The sequence below is a fragment of the Providencia sp. R33 genome, from assembly GCF_019343475.1.
Classification (GTDB): domain Bacteria; phylum Pseudomonadota; class Gammaproteobacteria; order Enterobacterales; family Enterobacteriaceae; genus Providencia.
The window spans coordinates 3,372,586-3,399,552 of sequence record NZ_CP072453.1; the positions used below are offsets into that span (position 1 = coordinate 3,372,586).

Annotated in this window: 25 protein-coding genes and 3 tRNA genes; 5 read left to right on the top strand and 23 right to left on the bottom strand. The window is 44.1% G+C overall.

Annotation, left to right across the window (positions count from 1 at the left end; all coding sequences use genetic code 11):
* Window positions 1-42: 42 nt before the first annotated feature.
* The 16 genes from rplI to tsaE all read right to left on the bottom strand — a co-directional run bounded on the left by rplI (window position 43) and on the right by tsaE (window position 16,098).
* On the bottom strand, window positions 43-492 hold the full coding sequence (gene rplI, locus J6836_RS15770) for a 50S ribosomal protein L9 (RefSeq protein WP_206083173.1): 450 nt from the start codon (window positions 490-492) through the stop codon (window positions 43-45).
* Window positions 493-530: 38 nt separating this feature from the next.
* The gene (gene rpsR, locus J6836_RS15775) at window positions 531-758 is read right to left on the bottom strand and encodes a 30S ribosomal protein S18 (RefSeq protein ID WP_000135199.1); all 228 of its coding nucleotides are present in this window, start codon (window positions 756-758) and stop codon (window positions 531-533) included.
* 4 nt (window positions 759-762) lie between these two features.
* Window positions 763-1,080 (bottom strand): primosomal replication protein N, encoded by a 318-nt coding sequence (gene priB / locus J6836_RS15780; protein ID WP_219244914.1) that lies wholly within the window; start codon window positions 1,078-1,080, stop codon window positions 763-765.
* An 8-nt stretch (window positions 1,081-1,088) separates the two neighbouring features.
* A complete protein-coding gene (rpsF, locus tag J6836_RS15785; RefSeq protein WP_219249534.1) occupies window positions 1,089-1,484 on the bottom strand; it encodes a 30S ribosomal protein S6 in 396 nt (131 codons plus the stop codon).
* A 154-nt stretch (window positions 1,485-1,638) separates the two neighbouring features.
* On the bottom strand, window positions 1,639-2,388 hold the full coding sequence (gene rlmB / locus J6836_RS15790; protein WP_219244915.1) for a 23S rRNA (guanosine(2251)-2'-O)-methyltransferase RlmB: 750 nt from the start codon (window positions 2,386-2,388) through the stop codon (window positions 1,639-1,641).
* Between the two features lie 86 nt (window positions 2,389-2,474).
* The gene (rnr, locus tag J6836_RS15795; RefSeq protein ID WP_219244916.1) at window positions 2,475-4,943 is read right to left on the bottom strand and encodes a ribonuclease R; all 2,469 of its coding nucleotides are present in this window, start codon (window positions 4,941-4,943) and stop codon (window positions 2,475-2,477) included.
* 42 nt (window positions 4,944-4,985) lie between these two features.
* Window positions 4,986-5,408: a nitric oxide-sensing transcriptional repressor NsrR gene (gene nsrR / locus J6836_RS15800; RefSeq protein WP_219244917.1), complete on the bottom strand. Its 423-nt coding sequence runs from the start codon at window positions 5,406-5,408 to the stop codon at window positions 4,986-4,988.
* 333 nt (window positions 5,409-5,741) lie between these two features.
* Window positions 5,742-7,043, bottom strand: a complete 1,302-nt coding sequence (locus J6836_RS15805) for an adenylosuccinate synthase (protein WP_219244918.1) — start codon at window positions 7,041-7,043, stop codon at window positions 5,742-5,744.
* A 284-nt stretch (window positions 7,044-7,327) separates the two neighbouring features.
* A complete protein-coding gene (hflC, locus tag J6836_RS15810) occupies window positions 7,328-8,329 on the bottom strand; it encodes a protease modulator HflC (RefSeq protein ID WP_219244919.1) in 1,002 nt (333 codons plus the stop codon).
* Window positions 8,330-8,331: 2 nt separating this feature from the next.
* A complete protein-coding gene (gene hflK, locus J6836_RS15815) occupies window positions 8,332-9,540 on the bottom strand; it encodes an FtsH protease activity modulator HflK (protein ID WP_219244920.1) in 1,209 nt (402 codons plus the stop codon).
* Window positions 9,541-9,655: 115 nt separating this feature from the next.
* On the bottom strand, window positions 9,656-10,936 hold the full coding sequence (gene hflX / locus J6836_RS15820) for a ribosome rescue GTPase HflX (protein WP_219244921.1): 1,281 nt from the start codon (window positions 10,934-10,936) through the stop codon (window positions 9,656-9,658).
* A 91-nt stretch (window positions 10,937-11,027) separates the two neighbouring features.
* On the bottom strand, window positions 11,028-11,324 hold the full coding sequence (gene hfq, locus J6836_RS15825; RefSeq protein WP_219244922.1) for an RNA chaperone Hfq: 297 nt from the start codon (window positions 11,322-11,324) through the stop codon (window positions 11,028-11,030).
* Between the two features lie 107 nt (window positions 11,325-11,431).
* Window positions 11,432-12,373, bottom strand: coding sequence for a tRNA (adenosine(37)-N6)-dimethylallyltransferase MiaA (gene miaA, locus J6836_RS15830; protein WP_219244923.1), 942 nt, complete (start codon window positions 12,371-12,373; stop codon window positions 11,432-11,434).
* On the bottom strand, window positions 12,366-14,315 hold the full coding sequence (gene mutL / locus J6836_RS15835) for a DNA mismatch repair endonuclease MutL (protein WP_219244924.1): 1,950 nt from the start codon (window positions 14,313-14,315) through the stop codon (window positions 12,366-12,368). Before mutL ends, miaA begins: the two co-directional genes overlap by 8 nt.
* An 11-nt stretch (window positions 14,316-14,326) precedes the next feature.
* Window positions 14,327-15,619: an N-acetylmuramoyl-L-alanine amidase AmiB gene (amiB, locus tag J6836_RS15840; RefSeq protein WP_219244925.1), complete on the bottom strand. Its 1,293-nt coding sequence runs from the start codon at window positions 15,617-15,619 to the stop codon at window positions 14,327-14,329.
* A 14-nt stretch (window positions 15,620-15,633) separates the two neighbouring features.
* Window positions 15,634-16,098, bottom strand: a complete 465-nt coding sequence (gene tsaE / locus J6836_RS15845) for a tRNA (adenosine(37)-N6)-threonylcarbamoyltransferase complex ATPase subunit type 1 TsaE (protein ID WP_219244926.1) — start codon at window positions 16,096-16,098, stop codon at window positions 15,634-15,636.
* Window positions 16,099-16,377: 279 nt separating this feature from the next.
* Between tsaE and queG the strand changes: the two genes are divergently transcribed.
* Entirely contained in the window at window positions 16,378-17,559 is a 1,182-nt protein-coding gene (gene queG / locus J6836_RS15850) for a tRNA epoxyqueuosine(34) reductase QueG (protein WP_219244927.1), read from the top strand.
* A 696-nt stretch (window positions 17,560-18,255) separates the two neighbouring features.
* Here queG and J6836_RS15855 read toward each other — a convergent pair.
* The 6 genes from J6836_RS15855 to orn form a co-directional block, all read right to left on the bottom strand.
* A tRNA-Gly gene (locus J6836_RS15855) sits at window positions 18,256-18,331 on the bottom strand.
* Between the two features lie 42 nt (window positions 18,332-18,373).
* Window positions 18,374-18,449 (bottom strand) — tRNA-Gly (locus J6836_RS15860).
* Window positions 18,450-18,489: 40 nt separating this feature from the next.
* Window positions 18,490-18,565, bottom strand: a tRNA-Gly gene (locus J6836_RS15865).
* Between the two features lie 224 nt (window positions 18,566-18,789).
* Window positions 18,790-19,080: a type II toxin-antitoxin system RelE family toxin gene (locus J6836_RS15870; protein ID WP_219244928.1), complete on the bottom strand. Its 291-nt coding sequence runs from the start codon at window positions 19,078-19,080 to the stop codon at window positions 18,790-18,792.
* Window positions 19,070-19,324 (bottom strand): type II toxin-antitoxin system RelB/DinJ family antitoxin, encoded by a 255-nt coding sequence (locus J6836_RS15875; protein WP_219249535.1) that lies wholly within the window; start codon window positions 19,322-19,324, stop codon window positions 19,070-19,072. The genes J6836_RS15870 and J6836_RS15875 overlap by 11 nt, the downstream gene beginning before the upstream one ends.
* A gap of 126 nt (window positions 19,325-19,450) precedes the next feature.
* Window positions 19,451-19,996: an oligoribonuclease gene (gene orn, locus J6836_RS15880; RefSeq protein WP_219244929.1), complete on the bottom strand. Its 546-nt coding sequence runs from the start codon at window positions 19,994-19,996 to the stop codon at window positions 19,451-19,453.
* Window positions 19,997-20,100: 104 nt separating this feature from the next.
* Between orn and rsgA the strand changes: the two genes are divergently transcribed.
* From rsgA to J6836_RS15900, 4 genes are all read left to right on the top strand, one after another.
* Window positions 20,101-21,153, top strand: coding sequence for a small ribosomal subunit biogenesis GTPase RsgA (rsgA, locus tag J6836_RS15885; RefSeq protein WP_219244930.1), 1,053 nt, complete (start codon window positions 20,101-20,103; stop codon window positions 21,151-21,153).
* A gap of 182 nt (window positions 21,154-21,335) precedes the next feature.
* Complete coding sequence (gene asd / locus J6836_RS15890; protein WP_219244931.1) at window positions 21,336-22,232, top strand: archaetidylserine decarboxylase; 897 nt, start codon at window positions 21,336-21,338, stop codon at window positions 22,230-22,232.
* Between the two features lie 33 nt (window positions 22,233-22,265).
* Window positions 22,266-25,607, top strand: coding sequence for a miniconductance mechanosensitive channel MscM (gene mscM / locus J6836_RS15895; RefSeq protein ID WP_219244932.1), 3,342 nt, complete (start codon window positions 22,266-22,268; stop codon window positions 25,605-25,607).
* 8 nt (window positions 25,608-25,615) lie between these two features.
* A complete protein-coding gene (locus J6836_RS15900) occupies window positions 25,616-25,945 on the top strand; it encodes a hypothetical protein (protein ID WP_219244933.1) in 330 nt (109 codons plus the stop codon).
* 11 nt (window positions 25,946-25,956) lie between these two features.
* Here the strand turns inward: J6836_RS15900 and J6836_RS15905 are convergent, their stop codons facing one another.
* Window positions 25,957-26,760 carry a tetratricopeptide repeat protein gene (locus J6836_RS15905; protein ID WP_219244934.1) on the bottom strand — a complete coding sequence of 268 codons (804 nt, stop codon included), beginning with the start codon at window positions 26,758-26,760 and terminating at the stop codon, window positions 25,957-25,959.
* Window positions 26,761-26,967 lie beyond the last annotated feature (207 nt).

The window sequence follows — 26,967 nt, forward strand, 5'->3', positions numbered from 1 at the left end:
TGGCATTGCCGATAAATCGGCAACACCTATCATCATTATTGATTACTCAGCAACGATGATAACGTTCAGCTCTGCGAAAACATCGCTGTGTAACTGGAAGTGAACTTCGTGGTCACCAGTAGTACGCAGAACGCCGTTTGGCAGGCGAACTTCGCTTTTCGCGATTTTAACGCCAGCTGCAGTTACTGCATCAGCGATGTCACGAGTACCGATTGAACCGAACAGTTTACCTTCGTCACCAGCTTTAGAAGCTAAAGTTACAGAACCCAGTGCAGTAACAGCTGCTGCACGAGCCTGTGCTGCTGCCAGAACGTCAGCTAATTTAGCTTCCAGTTCAGCGCGGCGTGCTTCGAAGAATTCGATGTTTTTCTTAGTCGCAGGAACAGCTTTGCCCTGTGGAACTAAGAAGTTACGAGCATAGCCCGATTTAACGTTAACCTGATCACCCAGGCTACCTAGGTTAGCTACTTTATCAAGCAGAATAACTTGCATTACCTTATCCTCTATTAGTCGTTAATGGACTGTACCAATTACTGATGACGATCAGTATATGGTAACAGAGACAGGTAGCGAGCGCGCTTGATAGCACGAGCGAGCTGGCGTTGATATTTTGCACGAGTACCGGTGATACGGCTTGGTACAATTTTACCACTTTCAGTGATATAGTTTTTCAGCGTTGCGATATCTTTATAGTCGATCTCTTGAACGCCTTCCGCTGTGAAACGGCAGAACTTGCGACGACGGAAATAACGTGCCATATGGCTAGTCTCCAGAATCTATCAAATCAATCTGCTCGGCATGGAGGACTATCTTGCTGATCCCATTGCGCCCTTGATGGGTACTAATGAAACCGCTTACTGTAATCCAACTGCCGACCGTTAAACTGTGAGTATGAGCTTGTAAGGTTTGTCCGCTAGCGATTATGGGCATTCTGCACCATGCTTGCCTTGACAATCCCGCTTCCTGTTGTTGTGAACGATGTTCTAAAACAAACTGGCAGTGAGGAATGCCTGACGGACTCACTTTTCGAATCAATGCTTTACAGACTGTGCCTGTCAGCACCAAACGATTAGTGGACACCTGCGCAATTACTCTTCAGAATCCCCAGTTTCTTCTACTTCTTCATCCTGATAATCATCAGAAAGGTCACGGCCACGACGTTCGTCTTTAGCTTTAACCATTGGAGAAGCTTCTGTTACTGCGTGTTTTAAGCGCATAACCATGCTGCGGATAACGGCATCGTTGAAGCGGAAGTTAGTTTCCAGCTCATCAATCGCTTCCTGCGGTGCTTCTACGTTCAGAAGAACATAGTGAGCTTTGTGCAGTTTGTTGATTGGGTAAGCCAGTTGACGGCGGCCCCAGTCTTCCAGACGGTGAATCTGACCTTGTGCGTTAGTGATTACTGCACTGTAACGCTCGATCATGCCCGGAACCTGTTCGCTTTGGTCAGGATGGACCATAAAAACGATTTCGTAATGACGCATTAGTAGTTGCTCCTTACGGATTATTAGCCTCCTGTCTGGGTTAACCGCGGCCCGCGGAGGCAAGGAACTTGTTGAGTGCGGCTAAAAAATTGACGCGTAACTATACCCATCCCTGAGATAAAACTCAAGTGATGGATGCAGTTTTATACAAATATTATTTTTCGCCCGAAACAGGCAAGCGCTGGCGCACGGCTTCGAATAAGCAAACGCCTGTCGCTACTGACACATTCAGTGAAGAGACTGAACCTGCCATCGGGATGCTGATTAACTCGTCACAATGTTCACGCGTTAAACGGCGCATGCCTTCCCCTTCAGCGCCCATCACTAATGCCACAGAGCCCGTCAGTTTGCTTTGGTATAAATTATGGTCTGCCTCACCCGCTGTGCCCACAATCCAAACATTGTATTCTTGTAATAAGCGCAATGTTCTGGCCAGATTCGTAACACGGATCAGCGGCACATTTTCTGCGGCGCCACACGCCACTTTTTTTGCGGTTGCGTTCAATTGGGCTGATTTATCTTTCGGTACAATCACTGCATGTACACCTGCGGCATCTGCACTACGTAAGCAAGCACCTAAGTTGTGCGGATCCGTTACACCATCAAGCACCAGTAAGAATGGTGATGGTGTGCTTTCGAGTAAATCAGGCAAATCACCCTCTTGGTATTGCTTACCAGGTAACACTTTCGCAATGATCCCTTGGTGAACTGCCCCTTCAGTTTGGCTATCCATCCACTGGCGATTTGCAACTTGGACGACAACACCTAACGCTTCAATTTCATGCACGATAGGCATTAATCGGCGATCTTCACGGCCTTTTAGGATATACACTTCTTTAATGCGTTGCGGTGAACGCTCAAGTAAGGCTTTCACTGCGTGAATGCCGTAAATAATTTCGCTCATAACAGTCTTATGTTTTAGTCAAAATGAGAAAAGTGGCGTTTTTACGCCACTTTCGTTAATTAACAATGCATTACGCTAATAAAAAATTATCCCTCTTGTTTTGAGGATTTCTTCGCCACGCGTTTTGCTTTTATTTTTGCCGTAATTTTCTTGGTTTTATCGGAAGGTTTTTTTCCCTTTCCTTTACCTTTTGCATCGGGTTTTGCTTCGCTGTTTTTCCCTTTTTTCTCGGAACGGCGAAATGCAGAATCTGGCTCGAAGTTTTTATCTTTGCTCGCTTGCGCTTTTCGACGGGCTGGGCGCGCTGCATTTTTCACTTCTTGCTTCATTTTGTCCCGTGCAGTTTTACCCGGTGCTTTCGCTTTACGGGTAGTTGAAATTAACGCGAAATCAATGGTGCGTTCATCCATATGCACCGCTTCCACGCGAATTTCCACTTCATCACCAAGACGATAAGTTGTGCCTGATGATTCGCCGATTAAGCGCTGACCAACCGCATCATAACGATAATAATCGTTATCAAGAGTAGAAATATGCACTAAACCATCAATAAATAAATCATTGAGGCGAACAAAGAAGCCAAAACCCGTCACGCTAGTAATCAAGCCTTTGAAAACCTGCCCGACTTGGTCTTGCATAAAGTCACACTTCAACCAGTCAGCGACATCCCGCGTTGCTTCATCCGCGCGGCGTTCCGTCATCGAACAGTGCTCACCCAGTTGCAGCATACTGTCCATGTCGGAGTGCCAGCCACCTGTTTCTGTCCAACGCTTATCTGAATGGCCGTACTCTTTTGCCAACAGGTATTTAATACCACGGTGCAGCGTTAAGTCAGGGTAACGACGAATTGGCGAGGTAAAGTGCGCGTATGATTTCAGCCCTAAACCAAAGTGACCACGGTTTTCAGGGTCATAAATTGCTTGTTTCATCGAACGCAAGATCATGGTTTGCAGTAATTCATGATCAGGGCGCTCTGCCACTTCATTCATGACTTGAGCATAATCTTTTGGCTCAGGCTTCATACCACCTGGCAATGTCAGTCCTAACTCACTGAAGACTGAGCGTAAATTCATTACGCTTTCTTCTTTTGGACGATCATGCACACGGTACAACGCAGGCTCTTCATTTTTCTCAACAAACCTTGCCGCCGCAATGTTAGCTAAAATCATGCATTCTTCAATTAATTTGTGTGCATCATTTCGCTCGACAGGCTCAATACTTTCAATACGACGCTCAGCGTTAAAAATAAATTTCGCTTCTTCCGATTCAAAGGAAATCGCACCGCGCTCAATGCGCGCCGCATCTAACGCTTTATATAACTGATGTAAATGTTCAATGTGAGGAACCAGCGCTTTATAATGTTCACGCAGTTCTTCATCACCTTCCAAGATTTTCCACACTTTTGTATAGGTCAACCTTGCATGGGAATTCATCACCGCTTCATAGAATTTATATGAAGACAGCTTCCCTGAAGCTGATACCGTCATTTCGCACACCATACACAGGCGGTCTACCCCTGGGTTCAATGAGCATAGGCCATTAGAAAGGACTTCTGGCAACATTGGTACAACTTGAGATGGGAAATACACTGAGTTACCGCGGCCGCGTGCCTCAGTATCCAACGCTGTTTGCGGGCGCACATAATAGCTCACATCCGCAATGGCCACCCATAAACGCCAACCACCACCTTTTTTCGGCGCACAGTGAACAGCATCATCAAAGTCACGGGCATCTTCACCATCGATAGTCACTAGCGGCAAATCGCGTAAATCCATACGCCCTTTTTTCGCAGACTCAGGTACATGTTCACTTAAATCAGCAACTTGCTTTTCAACTTGTGGCGGCCATGAATGCGGAATTTCATGGGTACGCAGAGCGATTTCAACCGCCATGCCCGTTCCCATGGTTTCCCCAAGTACTTCAATAATATTTCCCACCGCTTGAGAACGGCGCTGTGGACGAGTGACTAACTCAACAACCACGACGTTACCCATGCGAGCGCCGCAAATGCGGTCTTTCGGGATTAAGATATCAAAACTAAGGCGGCTATCATCTGGCACCACAAACCCCATGCCAGACTCAATAAAATAGCGACCCACTATTTGGTTATTTCTTGGCTCAAGTACGCGAACCACACGAACTTCAGTACGACCTTTACGGTCTTGCCCGTATGGCTGCGCTAAAATTACGTCGCCGTGCAGAGCACGTTTCATCTCATCTTGAGATAAATAATAATCTTCCTTTTTACCCTCAACACGCAGGAAACCATAGCCATCACGATGGCCAATCACTTTCCCTTTTAATAAATCCAAACGCTCTGGCAATGCATAGCATTGACGGCGTGTAAACACGAGTTGACCATCACGCTCCATGGCTCTTAATCGACGGCGTAAAGCTTCTAATTCATCTTCCGTAGAAAGATTAAGTAACTGGGCGATTTCTTCGCGATTCGCTGGGGCAGTACGCTTCGAGATTAAGTCGAGAATGAATTCTCTACTCGGAATTGGGGACTCGTATTTTTCTGCTTCTCTTTCCTGAAAAGGATCTTGTGACATCGTTACCTCCGTTGTCATCAGAATTCATAACCACTGCGAATATTAATCAAGCAGTAATTGATAGAGCGGGCTGTTATCTTTCACCATGTCCGCCAGCGTATATTGATCAAGTTCTTGTAAAAACTGCTGTATTGCTTGGTGTAGCACACCTTTTAAACGACACGCAGGTGTTATGTGGCAAAACTCGCCACTACAATTAACAAGGGTTAGGGGTTCTAATGCTCTAACAACATCCCCTATACGTATTGATTCTGCTGGTTGCCCTAGTGTAATCCCGCCATTTTTGCCACGAGTGGCTTTTATATAACCTAAATGACTGAGCTGATTGATAATTTTAACCATGTGGTTACGTGAGACGCCATAAACGTCCGTCACCTCTGTAATACTGGTCATCTTCCCTTCACCCAGAGAAGCCAGATAAATAAGAGCTCGTAATCCATAGTCGGTAAAACTCGTCAGTTGCACAATCACCTCAAAATTTTGGCTTTTACTCATACGACCAAAAATGGGTTGGTCGAAAATTTTCTCACGTATTTTAAAATGCAAATAACCTAATTTGAACCTAAATTCCGCTAGGTTATGCACAAAATATAGCATGCAAATAAATTATGTGTTCATAAATACAGTTTAGCGTATTACGTATCGCAAATATGCATCTTATTGCACAGAATCTGCACACAAAAGTGACTTAGTTCAATCATTATGGGGAATTTTGACTGTTTTATCAAAGAAGTTGCATCACGGAGGGAGGTAAAGCTGTAAAAAAAACTGCGCCTGTATTAGGCGCAGTCAGTATTATTACTCAGCGTCAAACGGGTCACGCAGGATCATTGTTTCAGAACGATCTGGACCAGTTGAAATAATATCAACAGGGATACCCGTTAAGTCTTCAACGCGTTTGATGTAATCCAGAGCTGCTTGTGGCAGTAATTCTCTTTGTTTCACACCAAAAGTGGTTTCTTTCCAACCTGGCATTGATTCGTAAACTGGCTCTAAACCATCCCACTCATCCGCAGCTAAAGGCGTTGTTTCAAGCACTTTGCCATCTGGACGACAGTAGCCCACACAGATTTTCACTTCTTCTAAACCGTCTAAAACATCCAGTTTAGTCATGCAGAAACCTGACAGTGAGTTGATTTGTACTGCGCGGTTGATTGCAACGATATCTAACCAACCAGTACGACGTTTACGACCGGTGGTAGCACCAAACTCTTGACCTTTTTCACGCAGGAATTCACCCACTTCGTCAAACAGTTCAGTTGGGAATGGACCCGCACCAACACGTGTTGAGTAAGCTTTGATGATACCCAGTACGTAGTTAACATAACGTGGACCTAAACCAGAACCTGTTGCAACACCACCCGCAGTGGTATTTGAAGAGGTTACATACGGATAAGTACCGTGGTCGATGTCCAGTAATGTGCCTTGTGCACCTTCAAACATCACGAATTCGTTGTTCTGGCTTGCTTTATACAGCAGATCAGATACATCGATTACCATGCCAGTCAGGATATCGGCAACTGCCATGATATCATCCAGCGTTTTTTGGTAATCAACAGCAGGTTCTTTATAGTAGTTAACGAGCTGGAAGTTATGATATTCGACGATTTCTTTTAATTTTTCTGCAAAAGTTGCTTTATCGAATAAATCACCAACACGTAAACCACGACGAGCAACTTTGTCTTCGTAAGCAGGACCAATACCACGACCAGTTGTTCCAATTGCTTTGGAACCACGTGCTTTTTCACGCGCGTTATCTAATGCAACATGATAAGGCAGGATCAGTGGACATGCTTCTGAAAGACGTAAACGTTCGCGAACAGGAACACCGCGGTCTTCCAATTCTTTCATCTCTTTCATTAATGCGTCTGGCGCAAGAACAACACCATTAGCAATGATGCTGATGACATTTTCACGAAGAATACCGGATGGAATTAAGTGGAGAACGGTTTTTTCACCGTTTACAACAAGCGTATGGCCAGCATTATGGCCGCCCTGATAGCGAACTACATATTTAGCGCGCTCTGTCAGCAAGTCGACGATCTTGCCCTTCCCTTCGTCACCCCATTGGGTGCCCAGTACGACAACGTTCTTACCCATTTCGAAATACACTCGGTTGCTTAAAAATGAATTCTACCATCAAAAATGAACTGTTCCAGTGATATTTTGGCATTACTAAAATTTTTTTCTGGAAAGCAAGTTAAATGGTATTTTTATTTCTGCCGTAAACCCAAAATGAATGTAATCAGTTGAGCAGCTTAAATTTTCCCTGAAAAATCCTATACTTAAAACGACAGGCGAAAAAAAGCCCACCGAAGCGGGCTTTTCTTTAATAGATTAACAGTTATTTTGCTAGGTTGCACGCAACTTAGTCTGATTATTTATTAATCTGTTGCACGAAGCTTAGTTGGTGCTTTCATAAAGCGGAAGAAATCAGTGTCTGGACTTAATACCATTATGTCCTCACCACTCTTAAAGCTTTGCTCATAGGCACGCAAGCTACGAATAAACGCATAGAACTCTGGGTCTTGGTTGAATGCATCAGCAAACAGTTTTGTTGCCATCGCATCACCTTCACCTCGGTAAGTCAGTGCGGTACGCTCTGCTTCTGCCAGTGTTTCAGTTACAGTTTTATCTGCAACCGCACGAATTTTCGTGGCTTCTTCTTGGCCTTGTGAACGGTGCTGACGCGCTACCGCTTCACGCTCTGCACGCATACGTGCATAGATAGCTTCAGAAACTTCATTTGGCAGTTCAATACGTTTAATACGTACGTCGACAACTTCGATACCTAACGCCGCCATACTGTTTGCATTCACAACCAGTGGTTTTAGATTAGTTTCTTCTTCAACACGTTTTGCAGCATCAGCAATCGCTGCATCCGCTTCTTTTGTTGCGTCATCAACTGCAGTACCTTTGTTCAAGGCATCACGCACATCAACAGTTAAACGACCACGTGAATCCGTGATGATGTCTTTAACGCTTAAACGACCAAACTCAGAACGTAAACGGTCACTAAACTTACGTTTTAACAGGGTTTCCGCTTGATATGGATTACCACCGCCAGTTGCCACATAGTAGCGGCTGAAGTCAGTAACACGCCATTTCAGGTAGGAGTCCACCATTAAGTCTTTGTTTTCGCTTGTCAGATAACGGTCAGCTTGGATTTCCAGTGTCTGAATACGTGCATCTAGCATTTTTACAGTTTCAATAAATGGAACTTTAAAATGCAGACCCGGCTCATAAATGATCGGTTTGTTTTCAGAATCACGCAGAACCTTACCAAAACGCAATACGATACCGCGGTCAGTTTGAGGAACAATAAAGATAGATGCGTATGCAACTGCCAAGATGGCAATAACGATAACAATTAGCGATTTACGCATGATTATTGTCTCCCTACTCTAACAGCATCACCACGAACAGCGCTGTTTGGCTGTGCAGGCGTTGCAGCAGAAGATGACGCACTGTTACTTGGCGTCGCCATTCTTGCTGACGGATTAACTTTTGACGTTGAAGCCGCATCTGAGTTTGTACCGCGCATGATTTGGTCAAGCGGTAGCACTAACATGCTGTTGCTCTTATCATTCGCAATAACTTTACGTGTATTACTTAACACACGCTCCATCGTATCGATGTAAAGACGCTCACGCGTAATCTCTGGCGCTGCACGGTATTCAGGTAACATTTTCGCAAAGCTTGCTACCTCACCCTCTGCTTTGAAGACCACACTCGCTTTATAAGCTTCCGCTTCTTCAATCAGACGTTGTGCGTTACCTTTCGCCAGTGGAAGAACTTCATTTCGATAAGCATGCGCTTCACGAATCGTTTTTTGTTCTTCTTCCCTTGCTGAGATTACGTCATCGAATGCCGCTTTAACATCTTCAGGTGGACGCGCTGCTTGGAAGTTGACGTCCAGCAGTGTGATACCCATTTTGTATGGTGCGATTGTCGCTTCAAGCTCTTTTTGCGTCACATCACGGATAAAGGCTCGATTCGTAGTCAATACTTGCTCCATGGCGGATTGACCAATAACACCACGCACAGCACTGTCTAACGCCTGACGCAGACTGTTGTCTGGGTTCGTCACGCTAAATAAGTATTGCGCAGGGTCTGTCACACGGTATTGAACGTTCATTTCAACGCGGATCACGTTTTCATCTGACGTCAACATCATGCCGTTCGTTGCTTGTTCACGTACAGTTTCTACGTTGACAGGCACGACTCTATCGATGAATGTTGGTTTCCAGTTCAGACCCGGTCCAACAACACCACTGTATTCACCAAAACGTAACACTACGCCGCGGTCACTTTCTTTGATGGTGTAGAAGCCAGAGCCTGCCCAGACAACTACGATAGCTGCAAGTGCTAGCATACCTAAACGGCCACTGATTTGTGAAGGCTGTTTATTCTCGCCATCACCACCATTGCCGCCTTTATTTCCACCCAGCTTGCTACCTATTTTACGAAAGAGATCGTCGAGATCATAAGCCCCACGTTTTCGACCACCTTTGTTCCCGCCAGAGTTGCCGCCTTTATTGCCGCTTCCCCACGGATCGCGGTCTTGTCCGTCATTACCGGGCTGATTCCACGCCATGTTTTAGCTCCATTCTTTATGATTGATTTTCAGGGCTAAGAGCTTCACTCAATGCACTGAAAGCATGATGAGTTTGTGTGTCTCTTAATATCAATTCCATTGCCTGACTACGTTGTTAAACCACGTAGTCAGGTAATTGCTGCTCTTGTTTGCACAAACGTCGCCAATCCACCATTGGCATACGCACCTCAAGGCCGATTGAGCCGTCATCTTCCAACCATTCACGTTCGATTGACTGGAGTTGATAAAAACGGCTACGCAAACGACCTTCGTTCGGTGGTAAACGCAATTCATAATGTGCGATCTCACCAGAAAGGCGTTCCGTCAATGCTTGTAACAGCAATGGGATACCTTCACCTGTTTGCGCTGAAACCCAGACGCGAACGGGTTTGTTATCCTCATCTCTGTCAATACGCGGGACAAAATCCTCCAGCATATCAACTTTGTTCATCACTAAAAGTGCTGGTATTTCATCCGCTTCAATTTCTTCCAACACGCTTTCAACCGCATGGATATTTTCATCCAAGCGAGCATCTGCTGCATCGATAACGTGCAACAATAACGTTGCCTCACGTGTTTCTTGCAGGGTTGCTTTAAATGCGGCAACCAAATCATGTGGCAAGTGACGGATAAAACCTACGGTATCCGCTAAAACGACAACACCAACATCCTCAACATTAATACGACGAAGCGTAGGGTCGAGTGTCGCGAATAGCTGATCTGCAGCATAAACATCCGCGGACGTCATACGGTTAAATAAACTCGATTTACCCGCATTGGTGTAACCCACGAGAGAAATTGTCGGAATGTCCGCTTTGCTTCTCGCTTGACGCCCTTGTTCACGCTGTTTTTCTACTCGGCTAAGACGCGATAAAATCTGTTTGATTTTATCCCTTAATAACCGACGGTCTGTTTCAAGCTGAGTTTCACCAGGACCACGTAAACCAATCCCGCCTTTTTGGCGCTCAAGGTGTGTCCATCCTCTCACTAAGCGAGTGGATAAATGACGTAACTGTGCCAACTCGACTTGAAGTTTACCTTCATGTGTACGCGCTCGTTGAGCAAATATATCTAAAATTACCCCTGTACGGTCAACCACCTTACATTGGCAAATCCTTTCGAGATTACGTTCTTGAGCAGGGCTTAGCGTGTGATTAAACAACACCACATCTGCGCCACTTTCCTCAACGGCTTGGGCTATCTCTTCAGCTTTTCCTTCCCCAACAAAAAACTTTGGGTGAGGTGCCTTACGACTGCCTGTGACTATCTGTACGGGTTTTACCCCAGCAGATGTCACGAGTGACTCAAACTCTGCCAGATTATCAACGTCTTTTTCTTGAGAAAAAAAGACATGGACTAACACAGCAAGTTCACCGCCTTCATACCTATCAAACAAGGTGCAACCTCTTAGGCTAAACAATAATTGCAAAGGAAAAACACAGGTATAGTCTCCCTACCCATGCTTTCCTTGTCTTTAGCGTACAAACTTACTCAGTTGCTTCGCCATCCTGCGATGTAGGAGCACCAGAATGGTAATTACCATTGCCTGCGCTACCACCCGTTGTACCACTGTGGTGAGAAACAGGACGAGCAGGGACAACAGTAGAGATAGCGTGTTTATAAACCATCTGACTAACTGTGTTTTTTAATAAAATGACAAATTGGTCAAAAGATTCAATTTGCCCCTGCAATTTGATGCCATTAACGAGATAAATAGAGACCGGAACCCTTTCACGACGTAATGCGTTCAGGAACGGATCTTGCAAAGATTGCCCCTTAGCCATTCTATGTTTTCCTTATTTTGTTGTTTTTAAATGAGAATCTTTAAGATTCCAAAAAGTAACTACTCAAAAATTGCGCTTAACGTTCTAATTGTACACAAACATCAGTCCTATGCACGTACTACCTGCATAACTGTGTCAAGCGCCTGCTGAGGTTGCTCACTATCTAACCAGTGAACATTCTCCCAGCTTCTTAACCAGGTAATCTGGCGTTTTGCCAATTGGCGTGTTGCACAAATTCCCCGATAAACCATTTCATCATGGCTAATTTCGCCGTCCAAGTATGACCACATTTGCCGATAACCCACACAACGAATAGCGGGAAGATCAACATGTAAATCACCTCGGTGGTAAAGAGCGCGGACTTCCTCTTCAAAACCGGCGTCTATCATCAGATGAAAACGTTGTTCTATGCGTTCATGTAAAATTTTACGATCTTGTGGCGCAATAGCAAACTGAAACACATTATAAGGTAATTCTTCCCCTGCTGTTTGTGTCATTTCAGTCAAAGTTTGTCCTGAAATGAGATATACCTCTAAAGCACGGGATAATCTTTGTGGATCATTTGGGTGGATCCTCGCCGCCGCAACAGGGTCAACCTCGGCTAATTGACGATGAACTTCACTCCAACCATGCTCTTGTGCTATCTGTTCTATTTGTGCTCGCACACTTGCATCAGCAGAAGGCAACGGTGAAAGCCCTTCTAGCAATGCTTTGAAATACAGCATTGTGCCACCAACAAGTAACGGTATTTTACCTTGTGCGGTAATCTCACTCATTACTTTTAATGCGTCACGACGAAAATCAGCAGCGGAATACGGCAGAGATGGATCGAGAATATCAATCAAACGATGAGGGGCTTGGCTGAGTTCCTCGGCGGTTGGCTTTGCAGTACCAATATCCATTCCACGGTAAATTAACGCCGAATCGACACTAATAATTTCCACAGGCAAATGCTTGCGAAGTTCTATCGCTAAAGCGGTTTTACCTGAAGCTGTTGGCCCCATTAGGAATATTGCATCAGGTTTTTGCTGAGTTACTAAATCACTCATTTGTTAGTGTAGCTACCACGGATTGTAAATTAATTAATTGTAATAATGTTGGTGGGGGATTTTTTACCCACTGCGGACAAATCCGCTCAACATCAGCCAGCAACTGAACAGCCTGTGCTAAACTCCAACTTTCTTCTGTTTTCACCTGTGAAACCGCTTTGGCTAGCCATTGTGCGATATCTTGTTGTGTGATGCTTTCTTTTGTCGATAAAAAACCGATCAAATCTGAAAAAAGTTGCGATAAATTTTGTGTTCTTAATGGTAACGATACCGTATGAATTGTCACTTTTCCATGAAATATCGTGGCTTCGATACCAAATATTGTCAATTGTTCCTTGTACCGCTGTAAAACCTCTATTTCATCGTTTTTAAGTGACAATTTTAGCGGTATTAATAATGGCTGCGGCTTGAGGTTTTCACCCTCTGGCGACAATTGCGCTAATTTCAATAAATAATTAGCTTCCGTTAAGGATAACAGGATTAGTCCCAACGAAGACTCAATTAATGCAAAGTTTTTTGAGTAAATTGTCAATACTTTGCCAAAAAGGTAGTTATCCGCATTTTTTGCCACAGGTTGCGAAGAAACTTGAAACGTATCCGCAGGTTGGCGTTCAGGAAACAGTGGTTTTTTATCTTCCGCAGCAACTGGGATAGACATCAAGCTTTGATAAAGATCTCCCGCTTTTTTGTCGTAGTTGGCGCCATAATTTTTTGGCTCCACATTCCCTGAAAATTGTGATGTGGGTTTCGGCTGGGAAAAACTCGTTGTCGCCGTGCTTGTAGGCTTATACGCGGTCTGCGGTTCACGTGCGGTTCTCTCGGCCTGTGATTCAGCAGAATTGGGTTTCGAAGCAGGAACAGGAGAAGAAAAATAATTATCCCCCGCTGAAGAGCGGTTTTCGAGCTCTGTACTTGCAGGCTCTATTCCGGGTAATTCACCTATTGATGCGGCTTCAAGGAGTACGGTGCGCACCGCTTGATAAATAAAATCATGCACTAAGCGAGCTTGGTGAAAACGCACTTCATGTTTAGCAGGATGGACGTTGACATCCACTTGTTTTGGGTCGATGGTCAAATACAATACATAAGCAGGCTGTTGGTTTTCTTCTAAATAACCTTCAAATGCTTGGCGGATAGCATGGTTAATCAGCCTATCGCGCATCATTCGCCCATTCACATAACAATATTGTGTTTCGCTCACAGGGGTATTTGATGGGGAGACTACCCAGCCTTTAATTGTGAGGTCACTATGCTCCCAAGCCAACGCCAATGCGCCTTGCATAAACCCCGTTCCGCAAATAGTCCCAAGCCGCCTTTCTTGTTGAATTTCATCATGGGCGGCACGGTACTGTTTCACCAGTTTCCCGTTATGAGTCAAATTGATAGCCACATCAGGGCGCGATAATGCAATGCGGCGAACCACCTCATCAATATGGCCAAACTCGGTTTTTTCGGTGCGCATAAATTTGCGGCGCGCAGGGGTGTTATAGAATAAATCGAGCACTTCAACCGTCGTGCCATTGGGGTGGGCTGCAGGCTTTACCGTCACTTCCATGTCCCGCCCTTCTGCATAGGATTGCCATGCTTCGGTTTGCTCAGCAGGTTTTGACGTCAACGTTAACCGTGAAACAGAGCTAATACTCGCTAATGCTTCCCCGCGAAAGCCCATACTCATAATGGCTTCAAGGTCATCAAGCGTTGCAATTTTACTGGTCGCATGGCGCGCAAGGGCGAGGATCAATTCGTCTTTGTTGATCCCACAGCCATTATCACGAATACGGATCAGTTTCTCTCCTCCACGCTCAATATCAATATCAATGCGTGTTGCCTTGGCATCAAGGCTGTTCTCAACCAGCTCTTTTACGACAGATGCAGGTCTTTCAACCACTTCACCCGCCGCAATTTGGTTCGCTAATTGAGGAGAGAGAATATGTATTGCCATCACTCAATTCCTTATTTAGGTGCTGCTTGAATCGGGTTCGCAAGGAAATATTGGCGCAATCCTAAGTGAATGGCTTCAGCCACTGCATCTTGGAATTCATTAGATTTAAGCAATTGCTCTTCTGCCGCATTACTGATGAAGCCTGTTTCAACGAGAATTGAAGGAATATCGGGAGAACGCAGAACCCCAAGGCTGGCATGCTCTGGCGTTTTTTTATGGATATTACCTACTTTTCTTAATTGTTGAATCACTTGAACAGCGACATCGTATCCCACACGCTGGGAATGACCGAACTGTAAATCCAATACTGCTTGGCTTAAGTACGGATCTGCACCACTGAGCGCATCACCAGCACCACCTAATAATTCAGATTGTTTTTCACGTTGTTCTAACCAGCTACCTAACTCACTGTTTGCACGGCGATTTGATAACACCCAAACAGAAGCACCGCGGGCGCTGCTATTCGGTGCTGAGTCCGCATGGATGGACACCAACATATTTGCACCTTTTTTACGTGCAACTTCGGAGCGCCCACCAACAGAAATAAAGTAATCGCCATCACGGGTCATCGCAGGTTTGAACATAGGATCCGCTTCAAGGCGCTGATAGAGTTTTTTTGCAACACTCAGTGTTACGTCTTTCTCTTTATAACCGTTTTTCCCAATCGCACCCGGGTCTTTCCCTCCATGCCCTGCATCAATGGCGATCACCACTTGTTTACTGCCTTTTGGCATGCTCTTGTATTTTACTGGGGCTGGTGTTGAAACAGGCGCTGGCGCTGGGGTATTCATTTTTAACGGCTTGTCCTGTGTGTTATTCACCACAGGAGCAACATTATTATTGGTGCGATTAAATGACGCTGAACTGGTTGAATTACCTGTTGAAATCGTCAGAACTAATTGGTATTCCCCGCCCACTTGCTTTAGAACAGCTTTGGTTTTTGCAGCGCGGGATAGCTCCATCACCAAACGTTTGTGTTGGTTGTCAGAAGGTTGGCTTGAACGCACGACTTTTACCAAATCGCCCGCAGGGACTTTTAGCGGTAAACCAAGAATCTCACCTCGTTGTTTAACATCAACAACCAGTCGCTCAGGTGAATGCAATGGAAAATAAGAGTAATCAGGCTTACCATCAATAAAGCTTAGTGTGACTTCAGCTTGTGATGGGCTATTATTCACTTGAATATTAGACAGTGTTGCGGCTTGTGCTTGCACAGCAAAAAGCCATGCTAATGAAAGCATAAAAAGGACAAAAGCTGCCAAAAAACCCTTTCTTGTTATTCTGTGCATTGATGCATTCAACATGAGCAATAAGTTCCTTAGAATTGGGGTAATGCTTCTAACAACGACTCCCCATTTGCAGACAAAGCAACAATGTGAGCCTGACGCCCTTCATCTTGATACGTGAGATGGAGCTCAAGATCCGCTTTGGGTAAAAATCCTTTACCTTGCTGCGGCCATTCAACCAAACAGATCGAATTTTCAGAAAAATAGTCGCGAATTCCCATAAATTCAAGTTCTTCAGGATCAGACAAGCGATAAAGATCGAAGTGAAAAACATGGCGATCCGCTAATTCATATGACTCAACCAATGTATAAGTTGGGCTCTTCACATGGCCTTGATGGCCCAGTGCTTGTAAGAAGCCACGACTAAACGTGGTTTTCCCTGCACCAAGGTCGCCATATAGGTGGATTACTGCGCCTTGGCGGCAAGCGCCCGCGAGTGTGCGACCAAGTGCAACAGTTTGCGCTTCATCAGCAAGTTGTATTGTGCATTCTTTCATAGTGTTCTTTTATGACATTATTGCTGGGCTGTGTTGCCAGTTTATCGCCTAATGACGGCTATTTTTATACAGTAGGAAGTCCATTTCAGTTCCTCCGGATATCATTCACTATATTAACCTAAGCGCCGTCATTTTTCTTAATTAACGTTGCTGGAATGATCAGTTCAGAAATATCTTATAATAGATCTAAACATTTAAAGGCACTCTTTTCATTCATTTTGAGAAAAAACGCTTCCATGATAGAGTGCCAGCCGTTTTATTTTACCGTGACAGGATCTGATGGCTGCACTTCTCGATCTCGACCTTCTCGCTCAACTGATCAAACAATGGGGCATTGAAGCAGGCTTCCAACAAGTGGGGATCTGCGATACTGACCTGTCCGCGGAAGAACCCAAACTGCAAGCATGGCTTGATAAGCAGTACCACGGTGAAATGGAATGGATGAACCGCCACGGGATGATGCGAGCACGTCCCCATGAGCTCCATCCAGGTACTTTACGAGCCATCAGTGTTCGCATGAATTATTTGCCAGCTAAAGCGGCGTTTGCCAGCACGCTGAATAACCCTGAACTCGGCTATGTTAGCCGCTATGCCCTTGGCCGTGACTATCATAAGCTATTAAAAAAACGCTTAAAAGTCCTTGCTGATCGTATCTTAGCTTACTGCCGTGAATTTGATGGTGCGCTCCTTGCTGACGGCACAACCGTTGAGGATCTCAACTTTCGTCCCTTTGTTGATTCTGCCCCTATCTTAGAGCGACCTATTGCGGTTAAAGCAGGACTAGGGTGGACAGGAAAGCACTCATTAGTCCTAAATCGGGAAGCAGGGTCGTGGTTTTTCCTTGGAGAACTGCTGATCAACCTACCTGTTCCTGTCGATAAACCCATTGAAGACGACTGCGGCCGCTGCGTTGCTTGTATGACAACCTGCCCAACTGGTGCCATTGTTGAGCCTTATACTGTTGATGCAAGGCGCTGTATTTCCTACTTAACAATTGAGCTTGATAGCGCGATACCAGAAGAATTTCGCCCCTTAATGGGAAATCGAATTTATGGATGTGATGATTGCCAACTCATTTGCCCATGGAACCGTTTTTCACAGCTGACTGACGAAGACGACTTTAGCCCAAGGCAAGCGCTGCATACGCCAGAACTTCTTGAATTATTTGCGTGGGATGAAGACAAATTTTTGAAGGTAACCGAAGGCTCTGCTATCCGCCGTATTGGCTATATTAAATGGTTAAGAAACATCAGTGTTGCACTGGGCAATGCGCCTTATCAAGACAGTATTGTGCTTGCGTTACAAAATAGGTTTGGGATCAACGAAATGTTAGACGAACACTTTCATTGGTCTATACAACAACAGCTTAGCCGACGCAATGAGAACCAAGTAACAATTCAAACTTCACAACAAAAACGCCTTGTACGCGCCATTACTAAAGGTTTACCTCGCGACGCCTAAAAAAAGGCCTGCCATATAACTGAAATCTATAATTGTCAAATTGATGTGAATAAAATAAAAAACTGCTTTGCAGACAACAGGTAAAGAATTTGCAAGTTGTGCTTAGCACATTTTAAAAAAATAAATTCATCAACTATAAATCAATGAGTTATAGATAAATGCACTGACTATCTTTTCTAGACAGTACAAAAAAATAGTGATTTTATCCTGTGGATAACTCTGTGCAATAAGTTATTTCAAATTGGCATATAGATAGGTAGTAACACAATAGGTTGTGGATAACTTTTTGATGCTGAATTGTGAAGAAAAACGCTGATTTTACGTTAACTAACCGAAAAAAAAGTTGTCAAAAGATCAGGTTAAAATAGAAATTTGACTGAATTAAACAAAATACATATTTTTGTTTATTATTTAAACATTGCTCTTCAGGCGCTAAATACCTTTTGAGTGCCCTATTTGTAAGGGGTGGCTATTCTATGGCGACCCGAAGTCGAATGCAAGCAAAAATCCAAATTAGATCCAAGAAAGATCGCCGAAGGCGCGTGGATCCTAGCTTAGCTGAGGCGTAGGCAATAAAGTCGCGTACAAAAACCTATTAGATGAAATAAGTAATTTCACTTAGCGCTTTAGCCATATAATATCGTTTGATTGGATTGAATTTATGAAGATAAAACTGAAATGATATAAACAAGATATTGGAGCGGGAAACGAGACTCGAACTCGCGACCCCGACCTTGGCAAGGTCGTGCTCTACCAACTGAGCTATTCCCGCATTTGGTGGGTATTACTATTTGGCTAAAACACTAAGAAAGTTTGGAGCGGGAAACGAGACTCGAACTCGCGACCCCGACCTTGGCAAGGTCGTGCTCTACCAACTGAGCTATTCCCGCATCACGAAAATAGTGCTTTAGCTAAAACATCAAGAAAGCTTGGAGCGGGAAACGAGACTCGAACTCGCGACCCCGACCTTGGCAAGGTCGTGCTCTACCAACTGAGCTATTCCCGCATACCATTTCTGGATGTTTTCCGTGCCGACGCTATTACAAAAACTTCATCGGTACGGGGAGCGCATTATACGAAAAATTCAGAGACTAGCAAGCCTTTGCGCTCAAATTTTTTATTTTTTTGTTCGTTTGCCGACAAAATAGTCACAACGGTGATTTTATCAACAAACGTTGTAAAAATCTGATTTCAATACATTAACATTGGTAACTTACTCAACGATAATACTTATATCAGCCTATTGGTCGCGGATTTATAAACCTTTTCATCTTCCCTTTTACCAACTGCGACAACAAAAATAACAATTTCATCATCGATAACTTGGTACACAAGGCGAAACCCTGATGCCCTTAATTTGATTTTATAGCAATTCGATAACTCACCGTGTAACCGCAAAGATTCTATGTAAGGGTTTAATTGTAATTTTTTTAACTTCTTTTTAAATTGTTCTCGGATACTGCAATCGAGCTTTTTCCATTCCCTTAGAGCACGCTCATCAAATGCAATATCAAATATCATCAATATTCACTCTTATTCGTTTAGCTGGTTTTTTTAAACGATTACGCACAACAGCTAAAATATCCTCATCTTCATCAGCCTCACTCACAACAATAGAAACTTCAGAAAATGGGAGCTTTTCATTCTCGGCAACATAACGGAGAAATAACCTTAACGCATCAGAAGGCGAAAGATTTAATTTATCAAATGCTTGATACGCATCTTTTTTTAGTTGTTCATCAACTCTAATTTGTATAGTACTCATCATAATCTCCTTTCAGGATTTACTGTTAGGATAATGTAATGACAAACGTAATGCAATGTGTGATACAACATCATATTTAAACACAAAAAAACCGCCTCAAGGGCGGCATCTTCGTGAATTCAACATTTATTCTTTGATAAATGTTTCTCGATAATAAGCCAGTTCAGCGACTGATTCGCGAATATCATCAAGCGCTTGATGGGTATTTTTCTTCGAAAAACCCGCTAAAATTTCAGGCTTCCAGCGACGAGCAAGTTCTTTTAACGTGCTCACATCTAAATAACGATAATGAAAATAGCTTTCTAATTCAGGCATATAATTAAATAAGAAACGTCTATCTTGCCCAACGCTATTACCACAAATTGGCGATGCTCCTTTAGGTACCCATTTTTCGAGGAACTCAATCGTAGCTAGCTCTGCTTCACGTTCGCTTACGGTGCTTTTACGCACACGTTCCACTAAACCGCTGCCTGTATGCGTATTCACATTCCATTCATCCATCAGCGCCAGTTGCTCATCCGTCTGATGTACTGCAATCACAGGGCCTTCTGCTAAAATATTAAGATGGCTATCTGTTACAATGGTCGCAATTTCAATAATGCGATCACGAACGGGATCGAGGCCGGTCATTTCTAAATCGATCCAAATTAAATTATTCTCATTCTTTTGCATGATATACCCTAACTGCATTCTGTGAAGTTAGGGTATGATAGCACTCTTCATGCCTTAATGCGTGAGTGTTATTCCAACGACAGCCAATAGCGAAGAGAGGACAGGTGGCTAAACAGAAACTTTCGAAAGGCCAACAGCGCCGAGTTCAAGAAAATCACCAAAAAAGACTGAAAAAGCAAAAAACAGTCGAAATTGATGACAGCCAATTAGGTGAAGCACAAGAAGGTCTAGTAATTAGCCGCTTTGGGCAACACGCTGATATTGAAGCGAACGACGGCTCTATTCAACGCTGTAATTTGCGCAGAACCATTTCATCCCTCGTTACAGGGGATAAAGTGGTGTGGCGCCCTGCCTTGAATACACAAGCAGATATCAAGGTTAATGGCATTGTCGAAGCTGTTCATGAACGCCACTCGGTACTTACACGCCCTGATTACTACGATGGTTTAAAACCAATCGCTGCAAATATCGACCAAATTGTTGTCGTTTCTGCAATTTTACCCGAACTTTCGCTTAATATTATCGACCGTTATCTTGTCGCCTGCGAAACAATCGGCATTCAACCCATTATCGTCCTTAACAAGGTTGACCTACTTGATGAAGAAAACCGTGAGTGGGTGAGTGACTTGATGACGATTTACAGTGAAATTGGCTACCAAGTGTTAGAAGTTTCCAGTCATACTAATGAAGGCATGGAAGCACTTACTAACGCGCTAGCAGGTAAAGTGTCTGTGTTTGTAGGGCAATCCGGTGTCGGTAAGTCCAGTTTGCTCAATGCATTGCTCCCACATAACGAAGAAGCCATTTTAGTTAACGAAATTTCCGATAACTCAGGTCTTGGACAACATACCACGACCACAGCCCGCTTATACCACTTCCCACTCGGTGGCGATGTGATTGACTCCCCTGGTGTTCGTGAATTTGGTTTGTGGCATTTAACCACGGAACAAGTGACGAAAGGATTTGTCGAATTTAAAGCTTACCTTGGCGGTTGTAAATTCCGTGACTGTAAACATTTAGATGATCCAGGTTGTCTGTTACGTGAAGCCGTAGAAACAGACAAAATTGCAGAATCGCGCTTTGAAAATTACCATCGCATCTTAGAAAGCATGGAACAAGTGAAGCCACGGGGCAATTTCACCGGAAAAGAGAAATAAAGTTAGTAAGCACTTACAATTTTATTGCTCAATTCTTTGCTCTACTTGACGCTAATTTGCGCTAAATAGTTCAAGCTGTTGCGTGGGAATAAACCATCCATGCGGCAGTTTGAAATACAACGAGTAAACTGTGTACAATAGCGGCCTTTTCGCTAACATACCTTTAAAAATCAGAGGTTAACGTGCTAGACAAATTTAAAATCCGCTTGCAATATATGCTTCCAAAACAATGCCTTACTGAATTTGCAGGCTGGTTTGCAAGCCGGAACGCTAGGTTTATGACGCAATGGGCAATTAAGCTATTTGCTAAAGCCTATAAAGTGAATATGAATGAAGCGCAAAAAAGCGATCTCACTGCGTACACAACCTTTAATGACTTTTTTATTCGTCTACTAAAAGAAGACGCTCGCCCAATTGTTGAAAAAGACAACCAATTGGCACAGCCAGCAGATGGTGCGGTGAGCCAATTAGGCTCTATCAATGATGACCAAATTTTCCAAGCAAAAGGCCATAGTTATACCGTTGAAGCCTTACTAGCGGGTCAATATCAATTAGCTGAACGTTTTCGTGGCGGCGAGTTTATTACCACTTACCTTTCGCCAAGTGACTATCACCGTGTTCACATGCCATGCGATGGTTTACTGAAAGAGATGATTTATGTTCCGGGTGATTTATTTTCTGTAAATCCATTAACGGCACAAAACGTTCCAAACCTGTTTGCCCGTAATGAGCGCTTAATTTGTGTCTTTGAGACTCCTGTTGGCCTTATGGTGCAAATTTTAGTCGGTGCCACCATTGTGGGTAGCATTGAAACAGTTTGGAGTGGCTGCGTAAATACTAGCCGTGAAGGTGTTATCAAGCGTTGGGTTTACCCTGAATTAGACTCTGAAGGTGCTGTATTCCTGAAAAAAGGTGAAGAAATGGGGCTATTTAAATTAGGCTCCACCGTGATTAACTTGTTTGAACCAAACAAAGTCACCTTTAATTCCTCGCTGATCCCAGGTTATGCAACACGTATGGGGGAACTGCTTGCCGAGACGGTTTCCGTTGAGACTCACAACGAATCTGTCGACGTTTAATTTACGGTTATGACCTTGAAGGAGCTCCTCACTGTGCGTTTGATTATCAGTTTTGTACTTAGCTTGTTAATCGCTTTTTCTTCTGTTGCGGCTCCGACAGCATCGCAGGATGAAGCACAGATTAAGCAGGAGCTCAAACAGCTTGAATCGAGCACTAATCCGAAAGACGCCGAAATTGCTCAGGCGTTACAAGGGGCACTGAATTGGATGAGCGAAACTCGCGACTCCGATGCCAAAGCCAAGTCTTACCAAGAAGCCATTGATAATTTCCCTAAAATTATCAAAGAAATACGCCAAAAGTTACTCAATGAAAGTGATGATCCAAACCCTATTCCTGTTGGGATTAATTTAGGTGAACTTGAGCAGCGCATTATCCAGCTGAGCAGCCAGTTACTGGACCAAAGCCGTTTAACGCAGCAAGAACAAGATAAAGGCCGTGAAATCAGTGAATCATTGAGCATATTGCCTCAACAATTGTCTGAAGCAAGGCGCTTGCTCACCGAAGCAACTTCCCGTTTTCAATCCCTCAGTGCGCCTTCAACACCGTTATCCGATGCCCAATATACCTTAGCTCAAGCCGAAGTAAGTGCTCGCAAGTCTACGGTAAATGAACTGGAAATGGCGCAGCTTTCTGCCAATAACCGCCAAGAAATATCACGCCTAACGTTGGAGCTGTATAAAAAACGCTATCAACGCATGGAACTTGAATTACAAAACCTGCGGGATTTCCAAAATACTCAGCGCCAGCAAAAAGCGATTTTGGCACTTGAACACACGGAAATGTTGGCGGCACAAGGGGAGCTAACCCCCTTCTTAACCGAAGAATTAGATATTAACCGCAAAATGTCTCAAGAGCTGACTCAGCAAGCTCAACGCATGAGCGCGATTAATACCAGTCAAACTGAAATGTCCACCAGCATTCGCAATGCTCGCCAAGCACTGACGACCATCCGTGAACAAGCCCAGTGGATTAGTAGCTCAAGCACTCTCGGGGAAGCCTTAAGGTCACAATTATCACGCTTGCCAGAAATTCCCAAAAGCCAGCAGCTTGACCGCGAAATGGCAGATTTACGTGTCCAACGCTTAAATTACGAAGATGCCCTTGATAGATTAGGTAAAATTGATACCACAGAGCAAGAGGCTGAGCACGCGCTTAATCCCGCGCAAGTTCAAGTATATCAATCGCTGATCAAAACGCGGCGAGAGCTACTAACATCCTTGATTTCAGGCCTAGATGCTGAAATGTTGGAACTCACAAAGCTCAATGTGGCCACAGGCCAGCTAACGGATGCACTTAAAGAAGTTAAAGATGCATCAAACCGCTATCTATTCTGGGTGGCCGATGTACCTCCTATCAGTATCAATTACCCCGTATTATTAGTCACGGATATAACACAATTACTCTCACTGGATACCCTCTCCCAAGTGGCGGGAGCGCTGAATGTTATGCTCACGAGCCAAAATACCTTTTTGTATCTATTGGGCTCTATCATATTAGTCATCTTCAGCGTGAGCACACGCAAGCATTATCAAGCATTCTTAGATCGCTCCAGTTTGCGTATCGGTAAAGTTACCCAAGACCGTTTTTATCTCACTATTCGAACTATTTTCTGGTCAATTATCGTTGCCTTACCATTACCAATGATGTGGTCTGCAATCGGTTATGGGTTGCAAAGTGCATGGCAATACCCAATGGCAGCCGCAATTGGCTACGGGGTCAGTGCGACTACGCCACTACTGTGGCTATTTATGATCAGCGAAACGTTCTCTCGCCCGACAGGTTTATTTATTGCCCATTTTGGCTGGGATAAAGACGCAGTAAAACGGGCGATGCGTTATTACCGTATGGCGATATTTGTTATCGTCCCATTGGTCATGTCAATTATTACCTTCGAACACTATAGCGACCGCGAATTCGCTGCCAGTGTTGGCCGCTTCTGCTTTATTCTCCTCTGTGTAGCTTTAAGCTTAATTACCAATAACTTACGCCGCTCTCAAATTCCTCTTTATTTGGATAGACACAGTTCGGGGGATAATGTTGTTAATAAAGGCCTGTGGTGGATGATCTTGCTTGCCCCTATTGTGGCGGCATTCTTCTCAATCCTCGGCTATTTCTCAACATCACAAGCCTTACTTGCCCGCTTAGAAACCTCTGTGGCGATTTGGTTTGTGATTTTAATTGTCTATCACACCATTCGCCGTTGGATGTCGATGCAGCGCCGTAAATTAGCCTTTGAACGGGCAAAACAGCGCCGTGCTGAAATTCTTGCACAACGAGCAAAAGGGGAAGACGATAACGCACAATCAAGCGGCAGTAGCGAAGGGAATATTGATATTGAGGAACAGGTTATCGACCTCGATACTATCAGTACCCAATCTGTTGGCTTAGTGCGCTCGATTTTAACCATGATAGCCTTGGTTTCCTTGATTTGGCTGTGGTCTGAATTGCATACGGCGTTTTCTTTCCTTGAAAACATTCGCCTCTGGGATGTGACATCCACCATCAATGGTGTGGACACCGTACAACCGATTACGATGGGCTCCATTTTTATTGCGATTTTAACCATTATTGTCACTGCACAGTTGGTTCGAAACCTGCCCGCACTACTTGAATTAGCCGTATTGCAGCATTTAGATTTAACCCCAGGCACAGGCTACGCCATCAGTACACTGACGAAATACACCATTACCATTATTGGTACCATTGTTGGTTTCTCAATGCTGGGTATCGAGTGGTCTAAACTGCAATGGCTGGTTGCTGCAATGGGGGTTGGGCTTGGTTTTGGTTTACAAGAGATCTTCGCCAATATCATTTCTGGTTTGATGATCCTATTCGAAAAACCTATTCGAATCGGCGATACCGTCACTATTCGTAACCTAACGGGCAGTATCACGAAGATCAATACTCGCGCCACGACCTTAACGGACTGGGATAGAAAAGAAATTATTGTGCCAAATAAGGCCTTTATCACTGAGCAATTTATTAACTGGTCGCTCTCTGACACGGTTACTCGTATTGTCATGACGATCCCTGCCCCCTCCGATGCGAACAGTGAATTGGTCACCAATACTATTTTACGGGCCGCAAAACGCTCCACGATGATCTTAGATAACCCAGCCCCTGAGGTCTATCTGGTTGATTTACAACAAGGTATTCAAATATTTGAATTACGTGTGTATGCGGCAGAAATGGGACATCGCTTGCCAGCTCGTCATGAAATTCACCAAAATATTTTAGCCTCCTTTGCAGAACAAGGTATTACCTTGCCATTCCCACCATTCCAAGCAAGAGTGGATGTGCGCGATAACTCGCTGCAAAGTGCGACGAACAATCTTTCTGCGCGGAATCCTTCACGTAAATCGGGTGAGCTATAGACTGTATTATGGCGCAAGGTTTAAGTGAAAAAGACGAAAGCATTGTATTGCGAATCACCCAACTGGAACGAGTTGGGTCGATTTTATTCTTTTTGATCCCATTAATTATCTTATTAATCATCGGAAAAACATTTGCCTTCAATACGCTCTATCTCTGGCAAGTTTATTGTCTGTTTTATATTGGGGTATTTCGGATAATTGCCGCCAAGCTTTCAACTAAGCCATTGCAATTAGAGATCAGGCGGGGATGGGGATATAACCGTTTTTATCGGTTGAGTTGGTGTTACCTTTCGTTGTCTATCATTGTGATGGCGGGAGCCCAGCTGTTCTCCCGCTAGTGTGCTAACTTTTAGCTATCTTTGTGCCCGTAGGATTGAATATATCCTTCCGCCAGCTTTTGTGCTTGCTCTAATTCCGTTGAGCTTAACTGTGCTGCGATTTTCTCTTGTAGGCGATGGCTTTCCGCATTGCCGCTATACACGGCTGTTGATAGCCAAGCGTAGGCTTGTAATAAGTTTTTCTTCACACCACGCCCTTCAGAATACATCACTCCGAGGCGGTCTTGGGATTTAGCATCTTGCTGTTTCGCCGCTTTACGGAACCAAAACACGGCTTTTTCATCATCTAAATCAACACCACTGCCAATTGAATACATTTGGCCAATATGAAATTGCGCGATGACATTTCCGCCTTGTGCCGCCTTTCTAAACCAAAATGCGGCTTTTTCTAAATTCTGCGTCACGCCAAGGCCTTGCGCGTACATCATTGCCATATTGGTTTCTGCGCGTGTATCGCCGTTGTCTGCCGCTTGTTCATACCACAGCATCGCTTTGTCATAGTCTCGGCGAACACCAAAACCATTCACAAACATGGTACCTAACCTAAATTGGGCATCAGAATTACCTTGATTTCCTGCCTTAATAAACCACTCAGCAGCAATTTTAGAGTCTTGGGAAACACCTTGGCCTTTGAAATAACGTTCACCCAGTTGAAATTGAGCGGTTGGGTCACCTTTTTGCGCTAACTGTGTGATTTGCTCCAGGGTAGGCTGTTGCGTTGATGAAGCCGCTGTCGGTGCAACGACAGGCTTAGCGGTTAAGATAGAACTAAAGCAAACAGACCCCAACAACAGTGCTAACGCAACTTTTTTCATCCTAAGAAACCCTCAACAGTGCAATTTGCTAACTGTGAACACAGCGCTATCCATTAATATCGACTCGAACACTCATTCCCCTAGTGTAAATTCAGTTTAAGTAGGAAAAAATAGGAAAAGTGGCCTAATTTTCACAAAAAGCACGTTTCGCTGCATAACACTTGAGTTATCTTCATTTTTAATCCAGATATACGAAAAAAGCCAGAC

Bases quoted from the DNA above. Each gene is read 5' to 3' on its own strand.
- rplI (WP_206083173.1), bottom strand. From the start codon at position 492: ATGCAAGTTATTCTGCTTGATAAAGTAGCTAACCTAGGTAGCCTGGGT.
- rpsR (WP_000135199.1), bottom strand. From the start codon at position 758: ATGGCACGTTATTTCCGTCGTCGCAAGTTCTGCCGTTTCACAGCGGAA.
- rpsF (WP_219249534.1), bottom strand. From the start codon at position 1,484: ATGCGTCATTACGAAATCGTTTTTATGGTCCATCCTGACCAAAGCGAA.
- rlmB (WP_219244915.1), bottom strand. From the start codon at position 2,388: ATGAGCGAAATTATTTACGGCATTCACGCAGTGAAAGCCTTACTTGAG.
- rnr (WP_219244916.1), bottom strand. From the start codon at position 4,943: ATGTCACAAGATCCTTTTCAGGAAAGAGAAGCAGAAAAATACGAGTCC.
- J6836_RS15805 (WP_219244918.1), bottom strand. From the start codon at position 7,043: ATGGGTAAGAACGTTGTCGTACTGGGCACCCAATGGGGTGACGAAGGG.
- hflC (WP_219244919.1), bottom strand. From the start codon at position 8,329: ATGCGTAAATCGCTAATTGTTATCGTTATTGCCATCTTGGCAGTTGCA.
- hflK (WP_219244920.1), bottom strand. From the start codon at position 9,540: ATGGCGTGGAATCAGCCCGGTAATGACGGACAAGACCGCGATCCGTGG.
- hfq (WP_219244922.1), bottom strand. From the start codon at position 11,324: ATGGCTAAGGGGCAATCTTTGCAAGATCCGTTCCTGAACGCATTACGT.
- miaA (WP_219244923.1), bottom strand. From the start codon at position 12,373: ATGAGTGATTTAGTAACTCAGCAAAAACCTGATGCAATATTCCTAATG.
- mutL (WP_219244924.1), bottom strand. From the start codon at position 14,315: ATGGCAATACATATTCTCTCTCCTCAATTAGCGAACCAAATTGCGGCG.
- amiB (WP_219244925.1), bottom strand. From the start codon at position 15,619: ATGTTGAATGCATCAATGCACAGAATAACAAGAAAGGGTTTTTTGGCA.
- tsaE (WP_219244926.1), bottom strand. From the start codon at position 16,098: ATGAAAGAATGCACAATACAACTTGCTGATGAAGCGCAAACTGTTGCA.
- queG (WP_219244927.1), top strand. From the start codon at position 16,378: ATGGCTGCACTTCTCGATCTCGACCTTCTCGCTCAACTGATCAAACAA.
- J6836_RS15870 (WP_219244928.1), bottom strand. From the start codon at position 19,080: ATGATATTTGATATTGCATTTGATGAGCGTGCTCTAAGGGAATGGAAA.
- J6836_RS15875 (WP_219249535.1), bottom strand. From the start codon at position 19,324: ATGAGTACTATACAAATTAGAGTTGATGAACAACTAAAAAAAGATGCG.
- orn (WP_219244929.1), bottom strand. From the start codon at position 19,996: ATGCAAAAGAATGAGAATAATTTAATTTGGATCGATTTAGAAATGACC.
- J6836_RS15900 (WP_219244933.1), top strand. From the start codon at position 25,616: ATGGCGCAAGGTTTAAGTGAAAAAGACGAAAGCATTGTATTGCGAATC.
- J6836_RS15905 (WP_219244934.1), bottom strand. From the start codon at position 26,760: ATGAAAAAAGTTGCGTTAGCACTGTTGTTGGGGTCTGTTTGCTTTAGT.